The following is a 14,919-nucleotide window of genomic DNA, read 5'->3' on the forward strand; positions in this document are numbered from 1 at the left end:
CCGAACATCCTACCCCAGCGGCGCCTCCGCGACGTCGAGCAGCGCGCCGAGGCCATGGCGCAGGCCGCGCATCGGCTGCTGCTCCGACGACAGGCCGAAGGCCAGCAGCGATCGCCCGGTCACCGCGTAGACGTGGCCGAACGGGAACGACTGCGGCTGAGCATCCGGCTGGTTGGTGTCGAGCAGCGCCAGCCAATTGTGGCCTTCGGGCACGGACGGAAGCGTGAAGTTCACGACGTCGAAATGCGCGTTGTAGACCAGCAGGAGCGTCGCATCCGAGCCACGCCGCTTGACGCCGGTCTCCTGGGCGCGGCCGTCGAGCAGCATGCCGAAGCAACGCGCGTGATCGTCGGTCCACTGCTCCGTCGTCATCTCCTCGCCCGACGGGTCGAGCCAGGTCACGTCGTTGACGCCGAGGTCCTCATTGTGCGAGCCGATCAGGAAGCGGCTGCGATAGAGGATCGGAAACGCCTTGCGCATGGCGATCAGCTTGCGCGTGAATTCGCGCAACGCCCGCCCCTGCGGCGTGATGCCCATCCAGTCGAGCCAGGTGGTCTCATTGTCCTGCGCATAGGCGTTGTTGGTGCCGTTCTGGGTATGGCCGAACTCGTCGCCGGCGAGCAGCATCGGCGTGCCGTGCGACAGCAGCATCGTGGCCAGCAGATTGCGCTTCTGCCGCTCCCGCAACGCGGTGATCTCGGGGTCGTCGGTCGGTCCCTCGACGCCGCAATTCCAGGAGTGGTTGTTGCTGTGGCCGTCGCGATTATCCTCGCCATTGGCCTCGTTGTGCTTGTCGTTGTAGGAGACGAGGTCGTTGAGGTTGAAGCCGTCATGCGCGGTGATGAAGTTCACGCTCGCCCAGGGCCTTCGGCCGCGCTTGTTGAACAGGTCGCCCGAGCCCGAGATGCGCTTGGCGAAATCGGCGAGCGTGCCGCCGTCGCCCTTCCAGAACGCCCGCGCGGTGTCGCGGAACTTGTCGTTCCACTCCGCCCAGCCCGGCGGAAACTGGCCGACCTGATAGCCGCCCGGACCGATGTCCCAGGGCTCTGCGATCAGCTTGACGCTGGACAGCACCGGGTCCTGACGACAGGCATCCAGGAAGCTGCCGCCCTCGTCGAAGCCATAGGGCTCGCGCGCCAGGATGGTGGCGAGGTCGAAGCGGAAGCCGTCCACCCGCATCTCGGTCGCCCAATAGCGCAGCGAGTCCGCGACGAGCTGCAGCACGCGCTGGTGCGACAGGTTCACCGTATTGCCGGTGCCGGTGTCGTTGATGTAGTAGCGTTTCTGGTCCGGCATCAGCCGGTAGTAGCTGGCATTGTCGATGCCTTTGAACGACAAGGTCGGCCCGAGCTCGTTGCCTTCGGCGGTGTGGTTGTAGACCACGTCGAGGATCACCTCGATGCCGTTGGCGTGGAACTGGTTGACCATGGTCTTGAATTCGGTCGCGAACGGCGTCTTCAGATAGCGCGGCTCCGGCGCAAAGAATCCGATCGAATTGTAGCCCCAGTAGTTGCGCAGGCCCTTTTCGACCAGATAGCTGTCATCGATGAAGGCGTGGATCGGCAATAGCTCGGCCGAGGTGATGCCCAGGGAGCGCAGATAGGCCGGAATGTCCTGGTGCGCGAGACCGGCGAAGGTGCCGCGGTCGGCTTCGGGCACCATTGGATGCAGCTTGGTGAACCCCTTGACGTGCATCTCGTAGAAGATCGTCCGCTCCCACGGAATTTCCGGCTTGCGCGAGCCTCCCCAGGTGAAGGCGGGATCGATGACCCGGCACTTCAGCATCAAGGGCGCACTGTCTCGGTCGTCGAACGACAGATCCTTGTCGGCATGATCGAGCCGATAGCCGAACAGCTCCGGCCCCCAGCGCAGGTTGCCGACGAGCTGCTTGGCATAGGGGTCGATCACGAGCTTGTTGGGATTGAACCTGTGACCGGCGTCCGGCTCGTAGGGTCCGTGCACGCGATAGCCATACACCGTGCCGGGCCGCGCGGCCGGCAGGTAGCCGTGCCAGACCTCGTCGGTGTATTCGGGCAGCTCGATGCGCTCGAGCTCGGTCTCGCCGGTGTCGTCGAACAGACACAGCTCGACCTTGGTCGCATGCGCGGAAAAGATCGCAAAGTTGACGCCGAGCCCGTCCCAGGTCGCGCCGAGAGGAAACGGACGGCCTTCGCTGATCCTGGTCTTGCGAAGATTGAACGCCGCCTGCGTCAAAGCGTCACCGAGGTCGGTGCGTTGGTCCATCCTTTGCCCCCTTCGTCCGAGTCCCCAGATCGATTGCCGGGGGTCTCGATGATCAGCGTCGATTGCTAGGTTGCCGCTGGCGTCTCGTCCGGCACGATGACTTCCGCCTTGGTCTCGGTCACCGTCACCGAGGCGATCACGGCTCCTTCCGGCGCAGCCTTCGCGGCCCGCTGCTGCGCGACTTCCTTGGTGATGGCTGCGATGGAGTTGCCAATGCGTTCGACCATCTCGGTCAATTCCCCGGGCGACATCTTCAGCCGCTTGGTCACCACGCGGACCTGGGCCTGATCGGTCATGTCGAGCTTGTTGCGGGATGGCTGAATCTTCGGACGGCGCATCGGGAGTCCTCCTGCATGCCAGCTAACCTTGGCTGCGGAATTTGGTTCCCGCGACGGGCTCCCTCCCCCCTGGGCATCGCCATGAAGACGTGCGTCGCCGCTCTCGCGGCGCCATGCGCCCGAGTGATGTCATCGGTGTTGCCCCCTGATCAGGCAGAGGGCGCAGGGAATGCCGGGAGCTGGCCGCCCCCATGGCCCGCCTGCAGAAAAAAAGCAGGCGGCAGTCACCACAGGTTCAGCCGAGACATCCCGGCATTCCCCGCGCGATGGTTTTCACGCTTACTTCGCGATCTCCCCGGTGTCCGGCTTGGTAGCCACCGTCGCCCTCGGGATCATCGCCCGACGACTTGGCGCCGGCATCGGGGCGCCAGGACCACGCGACTTCGCGTCCGCAAGCTGCCGTTCGTCCGCGCAAGTCGCCCCACGCTGCGGCACCCTGCAGCCATCGCATCCCGCGCCCAACGTTCCGTGACGATCGCGAAGCGTCCCTCTCGAGGAGCACGGGATGGCGACAATCAAGCACATATTCTGAAAAATAGCAATCGATTTATTTTTCTCAGAATGAAGACCGGATCCAATCAGCCCGAGCAAGCATCGGATGGCACGTGCCAGCTCCGTTGAAGCTTGGGGTGTTGTCAGACCGCAACCGGCGCCTATCGGGGAGGCCGACGGCGGCTTGGCTCCGGCGGGCGTTGTGCATAGGGGTTCGGCAAGCACATGGCCGAAAGGCCCGCAGCCCCCGCTCTACACGCCTCCCACGACCGATACTGGCACGAGATTGTGCTGGAACCGCCCCATTCGCATGTCTGGAGGCACACCGGATCATTGCCATCGAACCGTTGAGCTGCGGCTGGAGCGGTTGCAAGCACGATGATCGAAGTCATGAGGAGAAGCGCGCGCATCATCGCACATCATGGCATGAGGCTGACCAATCCGAAAGGGTCTGCCGGCGCGGCCACGTCCACGCGGGCTTGATCTGCAGGCGCGGCGGGTTTCGGTATCCGCGTTGTCAGGTGACCATCTCTTGCTCCGGTGCACACGCCCGCCGACCGAAGCTGATGGGGGGCTGCCCGCCGACGTATGGCTTTCCTGGGTGAAGCCGACCAGCCTTCCTCGACAGCGACCCGAATCAGACATGGTCGGTCTGAGCGTCCCTGTATTCCTGTGATGCAATGGTCTCCGCTCAGTATTGTTAGTTGTAGTGAACCTCGCTCCCCCAAACACTTTGCGGTTTGTCCGTTCCAACGCGGTGGTCTAGATCTGCAATTCACTAGGCTCGCTCAGCACGCATCCAAAATGATGTTTCCAGAGCTTAGCTCCTAAGGTAGCTGATCGATCGAGGGACGACCCTACGCTGAGCCACTTCAGGAGCGTCGGCCTTAGGCCTGCGTCAAACAGCATGAAGCCCGCAGCCAGACAGCAGGTGTCGGCTTGTATGCCGCAGACGAGCACTCGGTCCACAGCAAGGTCCTTTAGATAGTCAATGGCGGCCTTAGGCGGAAGATAGCCGTGCTTGATAAAGACCTTGTCAGCAGGCACCAAACACTTGTCGTTTGCACTGGGGGTCCAGCCCAACTGACCTAGAAAGGGCGTGACGGCCTCGTTATGCCGTTCCACGGTGGCTATCGTAGGAACCTTCCGTGTGAGCTCGGTGATACCCGCGACGATCGCATCGGGCACATGAAAGCTCGACTGAACATCAACTACGAGCAATGCTTGCTTCGAGAGATCCAACTCGTCACCTGTTTGCGGCGGTTTGCATCACGGCCGTGCGCGCACGCATTCTGACAGGAGTCAATCTTATGCGAAAGCGTCTCATCAAGCCGAGCAGGATTCCGCTTGTGGCCAAAGCCGCCGCATCCCGACCAAGACGATCGGCTCTCTGGCCTAAAGCTGAGCTATGCCAATTCAAGGCTGACAAATGGTCTCAACCCAACGCCGTCGTCAGGACGCTACGGCAGAGCGTCTCCATATCCGCAGGGCACCAAAGATCTCGAACTCGGGTAAAGCCCTTTGCCGCAGACGATGCTGCCGTAGGGTGGGCAAAGCGACACCAAAGGCGGCGCGTGCCCACCATCGGCGGCGCTGGGTGCGGGCGGTGGACACGGCGCGCGCGAAAGCTCGCCCGACAAGACTGCAACGCGGCGCGCCGTTGCGCACCCTACACGGTCCCTCGTTAATCCAGCGCGCCATCAATCTTGACGCGGCACCGAGCTGGCGAAGCGGCGCGTGACTACCGTGCATCCGCGCCAACGCGCCTGCCCCAAACGGCTCCCTCGGTTTATGGGTCCCGGCGTTCGCCGCGACGACACCGTGCTCGTTGATCCAGCGTGCCACCGTTCTTGACGCTTGCGTCGAGATGGCACGCCCTGCCGTCAGGCCGCGCGCGCCCACCATTGCCACCGCCCGAATGTGGTGGGCACGATGCGACGCGGCGTTGTCGCTTATGCTTCCTGGTCCCCGATGGATTGACGATCTACGTGGAATGGTCCTCCACGCACGGATGCAAGTGCGCTTGGCAACTCTCCCCTCGTCGTCATTCCGGGGCGCGCGTCAGCGCGAGCCCGGAAGCCATACTCAGGATGCCCGTAGGGCCCGAGAAGCTCGTCGCCGCCGTCACGCACGCCACAGCAATTCGTGGTTATGGATTCCGGGCTCATCGCTTCGCGATGCCCCGGAATGACGTGGGGATATATCTTGGCTGCGGTGGGCAAAGTGACGAGCGGACGCGTTGCGCCGCATGGCAGGCGGAACCACTAAGACCCGTGACGGGCTGGCGAATATCGCAGCCGCAATCCTGTCCCGCCTCACCCGAACAGATGCGCCAGCCAGAATGCGGCGCCGGCGGCGAGGCCGCCGACCAGCGCGGTCTGCAGCGCCGACTTGATCTTGTTGACGCCGGTGAAGTGGCCCTTGATGGCGCCGAAGATCAGGAGCGCGATGCCGGTGGCGACCACGGAGATCCGGAGCGCAGACGAGATGTCAGGCGCCAGCATGTAAGGGATCAGCGGGATCAGGCCGCCGATCACGTAGGAGCCGCCGATGGTCACGGCGCTGACCGGCGCGCGTTTCGGATCCGGGCGTTCGAGACCGAGCTCGAAGCGCATCATGAAGTCGACCCAACGCTTGCGATCGGACGCGATGGCGTCGACCACGGTGGTCAAGGCCTGGCCTTCGAGACCATAGCCGCGAAAGATCGCCGCGACCTCCTCGACCTCGCGACCGCGCAGCTTCTCGATCTCGTCGTGCTCCCGCTTCTCCTCGGCGGCATAATGCTCGGCGTCGGAGCGGGCGGCGAGATAGCCGCCGAGCCCCATCGCGATCGCGCCGGCGACGACCTCGGCGAGGCCGGCCGTGACGATCACGTCGGTCTTGGCGACCGCCGCCGAAAGACCGGCGGCGAGCGCGAACGGCACCGTGAGACCGTCGGCCATGCCGATGACGACGTCGCGGACGACCTCCGACGCGGTGAAGTGCTTTTCAATATGCGGCGTTGCCGGCATGGCGGCCTCCGATGGCGTGTTCGACGGAGGCCCTTTAGCAGGCCCGGATGACAGGAGCGATCACCGCAGTCCCGGCACCATTCGCCGCAGGGTGCGATCGTGCAGCCAGTAATGGTGCAGCAAGGCAGCGCCTGCGTGCAGGCCGATCAGGATCATCAGGCCATTGGCCAGCGCCTCGTGCATCTCCTTCATGTCGTGGGCGAAGCCGCGGTCGCCGACCCAGGGTGAGGCGATCTCGAACAGGCCGAACACCGGCAAGCCGTAGCCGCGGGCAAACTGGGTGACGATGCCGAGGACCGGAATGGCGAACATGATGCCATAGATCAGCAGATGCGTGATCTCGCCGACATGAACCGTCCACGGGCCGAGTTTGGTCGCTGCAGGCGCCGGCGGCGGATCGGCCAGACGCCAGGCCAGGCGCGCCAGCGCGAAGCCCAGCATCGCCAGCCCGAGCGAGACGTGCATGAATAGGCCCGTGTCATGAGAGGGACGCGGCAGCATGTCGCCGAGATGGCCTGAAATCCAGGCCGCCGGCACCAGCACGGCGACGATCCAGTGCAGTGCGATCGCGACGGAGCCATACGTCTTGGCGGAGTTTCGAATACGCATGATCAGCTTCCTTCGGCCATTTGGCCCCGCTGCCGGCAAGCCGGAGCGCGGGGTGGTAGGACCGGAGGAGATAGCTGACCGGGGGCGTCGCGCCGCTGACGCGGGATGTCAGCCTGCTGTCAGAATGGACGGCGCCGGGGTGGCCTGGGACGTCGCAGGCTGCGGCCAGCGGAGTGCCGAGACGATGGCCGGCGCGATCGTGATCCTGGCGCCGCCGAGCTGGGAACGGCCGATCTGCAGCCGCCAGCCATAGGCTTCGAGCACGTCCTGCACGATCGCGAGCCCCAGCCCGCTGCCCGGCCCCTGCTCGTCGAGGCGGCCGCCGCGCTCGAGCACGCGGCCGATCTTCGCGTCCGGAATGCCCGGACCGTCATCCTCGACAGTGACGATCAGAGGGGTCGCACTGGCGACGATGCGAACCGTGCTCGCCGCATGACGCGCGGCGTTCTCCAAGAGATTGCCGAGCACCTCGGCGAGATCCGTCCGATCCATGCCGACGCGCAGGCTTGGGGGCACCTGGCCATCGAAGCTGACATGGGCGGCCGCCGGCGTGCGGCCGAGCGTCCCGAGCAGCGCATTCACCAGGGGCGCCAGCTCGGTCGCGGCCTCCGGCCCGCCGCGGGCCTTGCCGCGCAGCCGCGCCAGCGCCAGTTCGCGATCGACCTGCCGGCTCATCGCCTCGGCGACATCCTCGACGTTGCGCGCCAGCTCGAGCTGGCCGAGCTCCCTCAACCGCGCGGCGTCGGCCGCGAGTGCGGCGAGCGGCGTCTTGAAGCCGTGGGCGAGATCGGCGGCACGGCTGCGCGAGCGCATGATCTCGCGGCTCTGCGCATCAAGCAGCGCGTTGACCTCGTCGACCAGCGGCGCCACCTCGGTCGGCACGTCCACGGGAAGATGCTGGCGCCGACCGCTGCGGATCTCGGCGACGCCACGGCGCAGCACGCCGAGCGGACGCAGGCCGAGCGTGACCTGAACCGACGTGCCGACGGCGAGGATGACGGCCAGCACGGCGAGCGCGATCGACAGATCCTTGGCGAAGGTCCGCACCGCGCTGGTGGCGCCGTCGAGGTCGTAGGCCACGGCCGCGCGCACGCGGATCTGGCTTTCCGGATTCATCAGGATGCCGCGCTCGGCGACCAGCACGTGTTCGCCATCCGGCCCGGCGAGCTCATGCTGATGCACGTCGCTCGGTCCGGGCTCGTCGATCGGCAGCGGCAGGATGGTGTCCCACAGCGAGCGCGAGCGCAGCAACTGGCCGTGATCGTCCGAGATCTGCCAGTACAGCCCCGACAGCGGGACCACGAAGCGCGGATCGGCTGGCGGCCGCGCGACCACGATGCGCCCTTCCGCATCGACCTCGAGGCCGTTCAGCAATTGGCGCAGGTGAATGTCGAGATCGGAGGCGAGCGTCCGCGCGACGTGGCGCTTGAACAGCACGACCATGCCGAAGCCGGCGACGCCGAGCGCGACCAGCAGCGCGATGGTGCCCGCCGCCACCAGCCGCAGCCGCAGCGAGCCGAGCCTCATTCCGCCGTCTCCGGGATCATGTAGCCGAAGCCGCGGCGGGTCTCGATGATCTCGGCACCGAGCTTCTTGCGGACGCGCCGGATCAGCACCTCGAGCGCGTTGGAATCGTGCTCGTGGCCGAGGCCGTAGACGTTCTCCTCCAGCTCGTGCTGCGGCACGACGCGGCCGCTCTGCCGCAGCAGATAGGCGATCAGCCGGTATTCGAGCTGCGACAGCATCACCGGCACGCCGGACAGGCTGACCTTCATCTGGCGCTCGTCGAGCGTCAGGTCGCCGGACGAGAGCACGGGCGCCGCATGGCCGGCGGAGCGCCTCACGATCGCGCGCAGCCGCGCCAACAGCTCTTCATTGCGAAACGGCTTCGGCAGGTAGTCATCGGCGCCGGCATCGATGCCATCGACCCGCTCCGCCCAGCTCGCACGCGCGGTCAGGATCAGCACCGGCACGTGCCGCCCGGCGCCGCGCCAGCGCTTCAGCACCGACAACCCGTCCATGCCGGGGAGGCCGAGATCGAGGATCACGGCGCCATAGTCCTCGGTGTCGCCGAGAAACCAGGCCTGCTCGCCGTTGTCGGACGTTTCGACCAGATAGCCCGCCGCCTGAAGCGTCCGGGCCAGGTCGGACGCCAGCCGCGGATCATCCTCGACCAGCAGCACTCGCATCTATTTTTCCTCGATCCGTTCGATCTCGCCGCTGCGCGCATCGACATAGACCTCGCGCACGCGGCCATCGCGGCCGATCACCCGAAACTCATAGCGCCAGCGGCCCCGCTGGCGGTCGACATCGATTCCCATCACGTCGCCGGCGACCCGGCCGCGCAATCGCGGCAGGATCTCCGATAGCGGCAGGACGTCGCCCGCCTCGACGGCGCGGCGCACGGCGTCACGGCGCTCGCGATCGTCCTCGCGCGCCACCGTCGCCGCGGATGCCGCCGTCGAGATCAGCATCGCAAATACCGTGATGCGCATGAACCGTCCGATTTGAGGCAAATGCATGAATTTCCCGGGGCCTGACGCTCTGATCTTCAAAGCTCGTCGTGATTTGTTGCGCTCTCGCCACTGGGTTCGAATTGCGGGGTTCGACTTGCGGGGGTCGACTTGCGGAGCGTTCGCAAATGCTAAGGAGATGGTGCGGATTTTAGTTTGAACTTCCGATGTCGGAATTGCGCTCAGGCCGATGCGGGGGTGGGAAACTCCAAGGGATCGGCATCCTGCCCGAGACAAGCTGACGTCTCGCTGACTCAACCTGACAGGATGCTGTCACGCTCGTTGCGACATCATCGCGTCCGGACGGAGCGAGCCGGGGGCGCGGTGAGTTCGGAGACGAGAATGCGTAAGACGATGACATTGGCAGCCGTGCTGGCGGGGCTGGGCGGCCTCTTGGCCATGTCACAAGCCAGCCGGAACGCAGCGCCCACGCTGGTGCCGGTGGCCCGTGCCGTTGACGGCGGTCTTGAAGCTGGTCTTGGAGCTGATCTTGGAGCTGGTCTTGGGGCCTACCCGCATCTTGCGGCGCTGCATGCGCGGGCCGAAGGCGAGCCGCTGAGCTACGAGCCGGCCCGCCGGGAGCGCGAAGGCGACGACGACGATCAGGACGAGTCGCGGCGGTGAGGCAAACCGGCTCTGCCGAAGCACTGACCGGAGCTAAGCCGGCAGTCCCGCTTCGTACCAGCGACGCGTCGCCCTGACGATGCGCACGACCGAGAGCATCACGGGGACTTCGACGAGAACCCCGACGACGGTCGCGAGCGCGGCCCCCGAGTCGAGCCCGAACAGGCTGATCGCGGCGGCAACCGCCAGTTCGAAGAAATTGCTGGCGCCGATCAAGGCGGCCGGAGCCGCGACGCACCAGGCCACGCCCAGCCGGCGGCTCAGCCAATAGGCGATCCCCGCGTTCAGATAGACCTGGATCAGGATCGGCACGGCCAGGATCGCGATGACGACCGGCTGCTTCAGGATCTGCTCGCCCTGGAAGCCGAACAGCAGCACGAGCGTCCCGAGCAGCGCCACGAGCGAGACCGGTTGCAGTACCCGCAAGGTGCGCTCCAATGCCCCACCCGTGCTACGCAGCAACGCCCGGCGCCAGAGTTGCGAGACGATGACCGGCACGACGATGTAGAGCAGCACCGACAGCAGCAGGGTGGTCCAGGGCACCGAGATCGAGGCGACGCCGAGCAGCAGGCCCACCAGCGGCGCGAACAGGAACACCATGATGACGTCGTTGAGCGCGACCTGGCTCAGCGTGTAGTGCGGCTCGCCGTCGCACAGATTCGACCAGACGAACACCATCGCCGTGCACGGCGCCGCCGCCAGCAGGATCAGACCGGCCACGTAGGACGACAGCTGGCCTGCGGGAAGCATCGGCGCGAACACGTGGCCGATGAAAACGCTGCCGAGCAGAGCCATCGAAAACGGCTTGATCGCCCAGTTCACGACCAGGGTGACGCCGATGCCCCGCCAATGCTCCTTCACGTTGCCGAGCGCGGCGAAATCGATCTTCAGCAGCATCGGAATGATCATCAGCCAGATCAGGGCCGCGACCGGCAGATTGACCCGCGCCACCTCCGCCGACGCGACAGCCGCGAACAGCCCCGGCATCAGATGGCCGAGACCGATGCCGACGATGATGCAGAGCAGGACCCAGACCGTCAGATAGCGCTCGAAGATCGTCATCGGATCAGGCCACGTCGGAGCGGAACGACGTTGCGCCCTCGCCCGTCCCGATCTCGCGCAGCCGCGTGCCCAGCGACATCGAATCGATGCGACCGAGCGGCAGATTGATGAAGGCGTCGATCCGGTTCTTCAGATAGCGGAAGGCGGTCGTGAACGCCGCGAGCTTCTCCAGCTCCGTGCCTGCGGCCGCCGCCGGATCCTCGATGCCCCAATGCGCAGTCATCGGCTGCCCCGGCCAGATCGGACACGCCTCGCCGGCGGCGTTGTCGCAGACCGTGAAGACGAAATCCATCGCCGGCGCGCCGGCGGCGGCGAACTCACTCCAGCTCTTCGAGCGCAGATCGCCGGTCGGATAGTCCATGCGCGCGAGCGTCTCGAGCGCCAACGGATGCACCGCGCCCTTCGGCGTGCTGCCGGCGGAGAAGGCGTGGAAGCGGCCCGCGCCGTCCTTGCGCAGGATCGACTCGGCCAGCACCGAGCGTGCCGAATTTCCGGTGCAGAGGAACAATACATTGTAGATGCGGTCAGACACGGCTCTTCTCCTTGCGCTTCGGCGGACAGCACGGCGTGAGACTTGCGATGACGGGCGCGCAGACCTCCGGCCGGCCGCCGCAGCAGTCCTGCAGCAGGAACAGCGCGACCTTCTGAAATTGCGCGAGGTCGACCCGGTAGACGATCGAGCGGCTGTGCCTGATCGAGCTGACGAGGCCGGCGCGCGACAGCACGGACAGATGCGCCGACAGCGTGTTCTGCGGCACCTCCAGCAGACGTGCGAGCTCGCCGGCCGGCAGACCGTCGGGCTCGTGCTGCACCAGGGTGCGAAAGGCCTGCAGGCGCGTCGGCTGCGCCAGCGCCGCCAAGGCCAGAACGGCTTGCTCGTTTTCCATATATCCAGAACTATCGATATGATGATCCGGCGTCAAGGCTGACGAGTTCGAATGGTCCGTGTCGACGATCGGGAGACGAGGCGCCCGAAGGCTCACCGCAAGCGCAGGCGGGTGCCATCGACGGTGAGCTCGCCGTCCCGTTCCATGCGTGCCAGCGCACGATAGAGCGCCTCATGGGTGACGCCGAGCTCGGCGGCCCAGTCCTTCTTCGACCGGCCGAGCTCGACCTCGACGCCCTCCCCCTCGGTCTCGATGAAATGCACGATCCGCTCGCGCGCCGTCTTCAGGCTGAGCCGCTCCGACTGCGCCCGGACCTTGCGCAACTCGCGGGCGAGATGATCGCACCATCGGTCCCCGATCTCGGGACGACGCAACGCTTCGGCGAAGGCCTCGCGGTCGATCGCGAGCAGCGCTGAGTCCTGTGTCGCGACGGCGTCGCAATGATACGTTGACTGATCGAGGCTGGCCTCGGCGAGAAAGCCCCGTCGGGCCCGCTGCAGGACGATGTCGTCGCCGGCGCGCGAGCGGCGCACCAGCCTCACCTCGCCGGTCAGCACGAAGAACATCGCCCGCGGCCGATCCCCCCGGCAGAACACCGTGCCCTGGCGCGGCACCTGGATGCGCCGGGTCTGCAACCGCGCGGCCGCGGGCAGCGCGGCGAGCAACGGCGACAGCCGTGCAAGAGCGCGCCAGTCGAGCGACGGGCGCGTGCCCTCGGGCGAGAGATGGCAGGTCCTCGGCATATGATCAGGATCATATGCGCCGCCCGGCCGCGCGGTCTAGGGAAGACGCCACCGCGTTCGCTGAAATGGAGGTCCTCATGCGCCTGCGTCTCGCCGCCATCACGCTGGCCCTTGTTGCGTCCGCAGGCATCGCCACGGCGCAGCACCACGGCCATCACGACCACGGCAGCCATGGGGCGCTTCCGCCAGACCAGCGCGAGCGGGTGGCGTTTCCGCCCGATCTCGCCGAGCACACCCTCGCCAACATGCGCGACCATCTGCTGGCGCTGCAGCAGATCAACGACGCGCTTGCGGCGGGCGAGCCGGACAAAGCCGGCCAGATCGCCGAGCAACGCCTGGGCATGAGCTCACTGCGCCTGCACGGCGCCGCCGAGGTCGCCGGGTTCATGCCCCAGGGCATGCAGGAGGCCGGCACCGCCATGCACAAAGCGGCGAGCCGCTTCGCCATCGAAGCGCAGAATGCGGGTGTGACCGGCGACCTCAAGCCGGCGCTGAAGGCGCTCGGCGAGACGATGGCGGCCTGCGTCGGCTGCCATGCCGGCTACCGGCTGCGATAGCGCGCCGGACAACCGACCGCGCGCGGCGCGCACTCATGGATATTTCCAATATTCTAGAAATATCGTTTGACTCCGGCGGGCCGCATGCCGCATCCTCCACACCATGAAGCTCGATGACGCCGCTGCCCGCCTGGAAGCCCTCGGCAATACCACGCGCCTGAAGATCTACCGCGCGCTGGTGCGCGCCGGGCATGCCGGGATGCCGGTCGGCCGGCTGCAGGAGCGGCTGAAGGTCCCGGCCTCCACGCTGTCGCACCACGTCAAGACGCTGGTCGCGGTCGGGCTGATCTCGCAAATGCGCGAGGGCACGACGCTGGTCTGCCATGCCGAATACGACGTGATGCGCTCCCTGCTCGGCTTTCTCGTCTCAGAATGCTGCGTCGAGGAGCGCGACTGCGGCACCGCGAGGCCGGCGGCCTGATGATTTCGCCCTTTAATTCGATTATTCTAGAAGTATAGGAGGACGCACATGACGGACGCCAAGACGGTCGCTATCATCGGCGCCGGCCCGGTCGGGCTGGCGGCAGCGGCCCATGCGCTGGCGCGCGGCCTGACCCCGGTCGTGCTGGAAGCGGGTCCGGAAGCCGCGCACGCGGTGCGGCAATGGCAGCACGTCCAGTTGTTCTCGCCGTGGAAGTACAACATCGATAGCGCGGCGGCGCGGCTGCTCGCTGCGACGGGATGGAATTCGCCCGAGCCCGAGGTCTATCCGACCGGGCGCGAGCTGATCGAATCCTATCTCGCGCCGCTGGCGACGCGCACTGCGCTGCGCGACGTCGTCAGGACCTCGCATCGCGTCACCGCGATCAGCCGGGCCGGCTTCGACAAGGCCACGTCGAAGGGACGCGCCGATGCGCCGTTCGAGATCCGCATCCACAACGGCAAGGGCGAGGCGGCGCTGCAGGCCGACGCCGTTATCGATGTCTCCGGTGCCTGGTTCTCGCCCAACCCTGCCGGCCATAGCGGACTGCCCGCGCTCGGCGAAGCCGCGCATGCGGCGCGCATCGCCTACGCGATGCCGGACGTCCGCGGCGCGCAGCGCAGCCGTTATGCTGGCAGGACGGTCGCGGTGCTCGGCGCCGGCCACTCGGCGATCGGCACCCTGATCGACCTGGCCGCATTGGCCGAGGTCGCGCCGGGCACGCAGGCGATCTGGCTGTTGCGCGGCGACGATCCCGCGAAGGCGTTCGGCGGCGGCAGCGCCGACCAGCTCGCCGCGCGCGGCGAACTCGGCCTGGCCTTCGCCGCGCTGGTACGTTCGGGCCGCATCCGGCTCGAGCCCGGCTTCGGCGTCACGGGGATCACCGATGAGGACGGCCGGTTGCGGATCGCCGCGGACGGCGACCGCCGCATCACCGCCGACGAGCTGATCGTCGCCACCGGCTTCCGCCCCGATCTGTCGCTGCTCGCGGAGCTGCGCCTGCGGCTCGATCCCGCGATCGAGGCTCCTGTTGCGCTCGCGCCATTGATCGATCCGAACGAGCATTCCTGCGGCACGGTGCGGCCGCATGGCGCGCGCGAGCTGGCGCAGGCCGACGAGCCCGGGTTCTATCTCGCCGGCATGAAGAGCTATGGCCGCGCGCCGAACTTCCTGATGATGACGGGCTATGAGCAGGTCCGTTCGATCACCGCCGACATCGCCGGGGACAAGGCCGCCGCGCATCGTGTCGAGTTGAAACTGCCGGAGACCGGCGTCTGCACCCGCGGCGGAGTGGAGAGCATTGCAGCCCTGCCCGGCTGCTGTGGCGGACCGGCGCCATCGGGCGTAGACAGTTGCTGTGCCGATGACGCCAAAGCCAAGCTGGCTGGCCGCAGCGGCTGCGGCTGCTCATGACGCCG

At 66.6% G+C, this 14,919-nt stretch carries 17 protein-coding genes; 4 read left to right on the forward strand and 13 right to left on the reverse strand.

Going from position 1 to position 14,919, the window contains the following annotated elements; translation table 11 throughout:
- Positions 1-9 precede the first annotated feature (9 nt).
- The 9 genes from glgX to ACQR0W_RS20155 all read right to left on the reverse strand — a co-directional run bounded on the left by glgX (position 10) and on the right by ACQR0W_RS20155 (position 9,189).
- A complete protein-coding gene (gene glgX / locus ACQR0W_RS20115) occupies positions 10-2,244 on the reverse strand; it encodes a glycogen debranching protein GlgX (RefSeq protein ID WP_316167136.1) in 2,235 nt (744 codons plus the stop codon).
- A gap of 65 nt (positions 2,245-2,309) precedes the next feature.
- Positions 2,310-2,582, reverse strand: a complete 273-nt coding sequence (locus ACQR0W_RS20120) for a DUF3606 domain-containing protein (protein WP_315712707.1) — start codon at positions 2,580-2,582, stop codon at positions 2,310-2,312.
- A gap of 653 nt (positions 2,583-3,235) precedes the next feature.
- Positions 3,236-3,487 carry a DUF3551 domain-containing protein gene (locus ACQR0W_RS20125; protein ID WP_316169660.1) on the reverse strand — a complete coding sequence of 84 codons (252 nt, stop codon included), beginning with the start codon at positions 3,485-3,487 and terminating at the stop codon, positions 3,236-3,238.
- A 349-nt stretch (positions 3,488-3,836) separates the two neighbouring features.
- Positions 3,837-4,316 (reverse strand): cysteine hydrolase family protein, encoded by a 480-nt coding sequence (locus tag ACQR0W_RS20130; RefSeq protein ID WP_316169661.1) that lies wholly within the window; start codon positions 4,314-4,316, stop codon positions 3,837-3,839.
- 1,073 nt (positions 4,317-5,389) lie between these two features.
- Positions 5,390-6,085 (reverse strand): VIT1/CCC1 transporter family protein, encoded by a 696-nt coding sequence (locus tag ACQR0W_RS20135; protein ID WP_315828176.1) that lies wholly within the window; start codon positions 6,083-6,085, stop codon positions 5,390-5,392.
- 60 nt (positions 6,086-6,145) lie between these two features.
- On the reverse strand, positions 6,146-6,694 hold the full coding sequence (locus tag ACQR0W_RS20140; protein ID WP_316167141.1) for a cytochrome b: 549 nt from the start codon (positions 6,692-6,694) through the stop codon (positions 6,146-6,148).
- Between the two features lie 108 nt (positions 6,695-6,802).
- Positions 6,803-8,221 (reverse strand): sensor histidine kinase, encoded by a 1,419-nt coding sequence (locus ACQR0W_RS20145; protein ID WP_315712714.1) that lies wholly within the window; start codon positions 8,219-8,221, stop codon positions 6,803-6,805.
- Positions 8,218-8,883 (reverse strand): response regulator transcription factor, encoded by a 666-nt coding sequence (locus tag ACQR0W_RS20150; protein WP_315753182.1) that lies wholly within the window; start codon positions 8,881-8,883, stop codon positions 8,218-8,220. Before ACQR0W_RS20150 ends, ACQR0W_RS20145 begins: the two co-directional genes overlap by 4 nt.
- Positions 8,884-9,189 carry a PepSY domain-containing protein gene (locus ACQR0W_RS20155; RefSeq protein ID WP_315712717.1) on the reverse strand — a complete coding sequence of 102 codons (306 nt, stop codon included), beginning with the start codon at positions 9,187-9,189 and terminating at the stop codon, positions 8,884-8,886.
- Positions 9,190-9,549: 360 nt separating this feature from the next.
- Between ACQR0W_RS20155 and ACQR0W_RS20160 the strand changes: the two genes are divergently transcribed.
- Entirely contained in the window at positions 9,550-9,831 is a 282-nt protein-coding gene (locus tag ACQR0W_RS20160; protein WP_316169662.1) for a hypothetical protein, read from the forward strand.
- Between the two features lie 33 nt (positions 9,832-9,864).
- Here ACQR0W_RS20160 and arsB read toward each other — a convergent pair whose 3' ends face one another.
- The 4 genes from arsB to ACQR0W_RS20180 form a co-directional block, all read right to left on the reverse strand.
- Positions 9,865-10,893, reverse strand: coding sequence for an ACR3 family arsenite efflux transporter (arsB, locus tag ACQR0W_RS20165; RefSeq protein WP_316169663.1), 1,029 nt, complete (start codon positions 10,891-10,893; stop codon positions 9,865-9,867).
- A gap of 4 nt (positions 10,894-10,897) precedes the next feature.
- Entirely contained in the window at positions 10,898-11,425 is a 528-nt protein-coding gene (locus ACQR0W_RS20170; protein ID WP_316169664.1) for an arsenate reductase ArsC, read from the reverse strand.
- Positions 11,418-11,780 (reverse strand): ArsR/SmtB family transcription factor, encoded by a 363-nt coding sequence (locus tag ACQR0W_RS20175; RefSeq protein WP_316169665.1) that lies wholly within the window; start codon positions 11,778-11,780, stop codon positions 11,418-11,420. The genes ACQR0W_RS20170 and ACQR0W_RS20175 overlap by 8 nt, the downstream gene beginning before the upstream one ends.
- A 92-nt stretch (positions 11,781-11,872) precedes the next feature.
- A complete protein-coding gene (locus ACQR0W_RS20180) occupies positions 11,873-12,523 on the reverse strand; it encodes a Crp/Fnr family transcriptional regulator (protein ID WP_316169666.1) in 651 nt (216 codons plus the stop codon).
- Positions 12,524-12,600: 77 nt separating this feature from the next.
- Between ACQR0W_RS20180 and ACQR0W_RS20185 the strand changes: the two genes are divergently transcribed.
- From ACQR0W_RS20185 to ACQR0W_RS20195, 3 genes are all read left to right on the forward strand, one after another.
- A complete protein-coding gene (locus ACQR0W_RS20185; protein ID WP_316169667.1) occupies positions 12,601-13,080 on the forward strand; it encodes a hypothetical protein in 480 nt (159 codons plus the stop codon).
- A 103-nt stretch (positions 13,081-13,183) separates the two neighbouring features.
- Positions 13,184-13,501 carry an ArsR/SmtB family transcription factor gene (locus tag ACQR0W_RS20190; protein ID WP_315712726.1) on the forward strand — a complete coding sequence of 106 codons (318 nt, stop codon included), beginning with the start codon at positions 13,184-13,186 and terminating at the stop codon, positions 13,499-13,501.
- A 48-nt stretch (positions 13,502-13,549) separates the two neighbouring features.
- Positions 13,550-14,914 (forward strand): NAD(P)-binding domain-containing protein, encoded by a 1,365-nt coding sequence (locus ACQR0W_RS20195; protein WP_315753187.1) that lies wholly within the window; start codon positions 13,550-13,552, stop codon positions 14,912-14,914.
- Positions 14,915-14,919 lie beyond the last annotated feature (5 nt).

Source organism: Bradyrhizobium sp. HKCCYLRH1034, assembly GCF_051168375.1.
GTDB lineage: Bacteria > Pseudomonadota > Alphaproteobacteria > Rhizobiales > Xanthobacteraceae > Bradyrhizobium.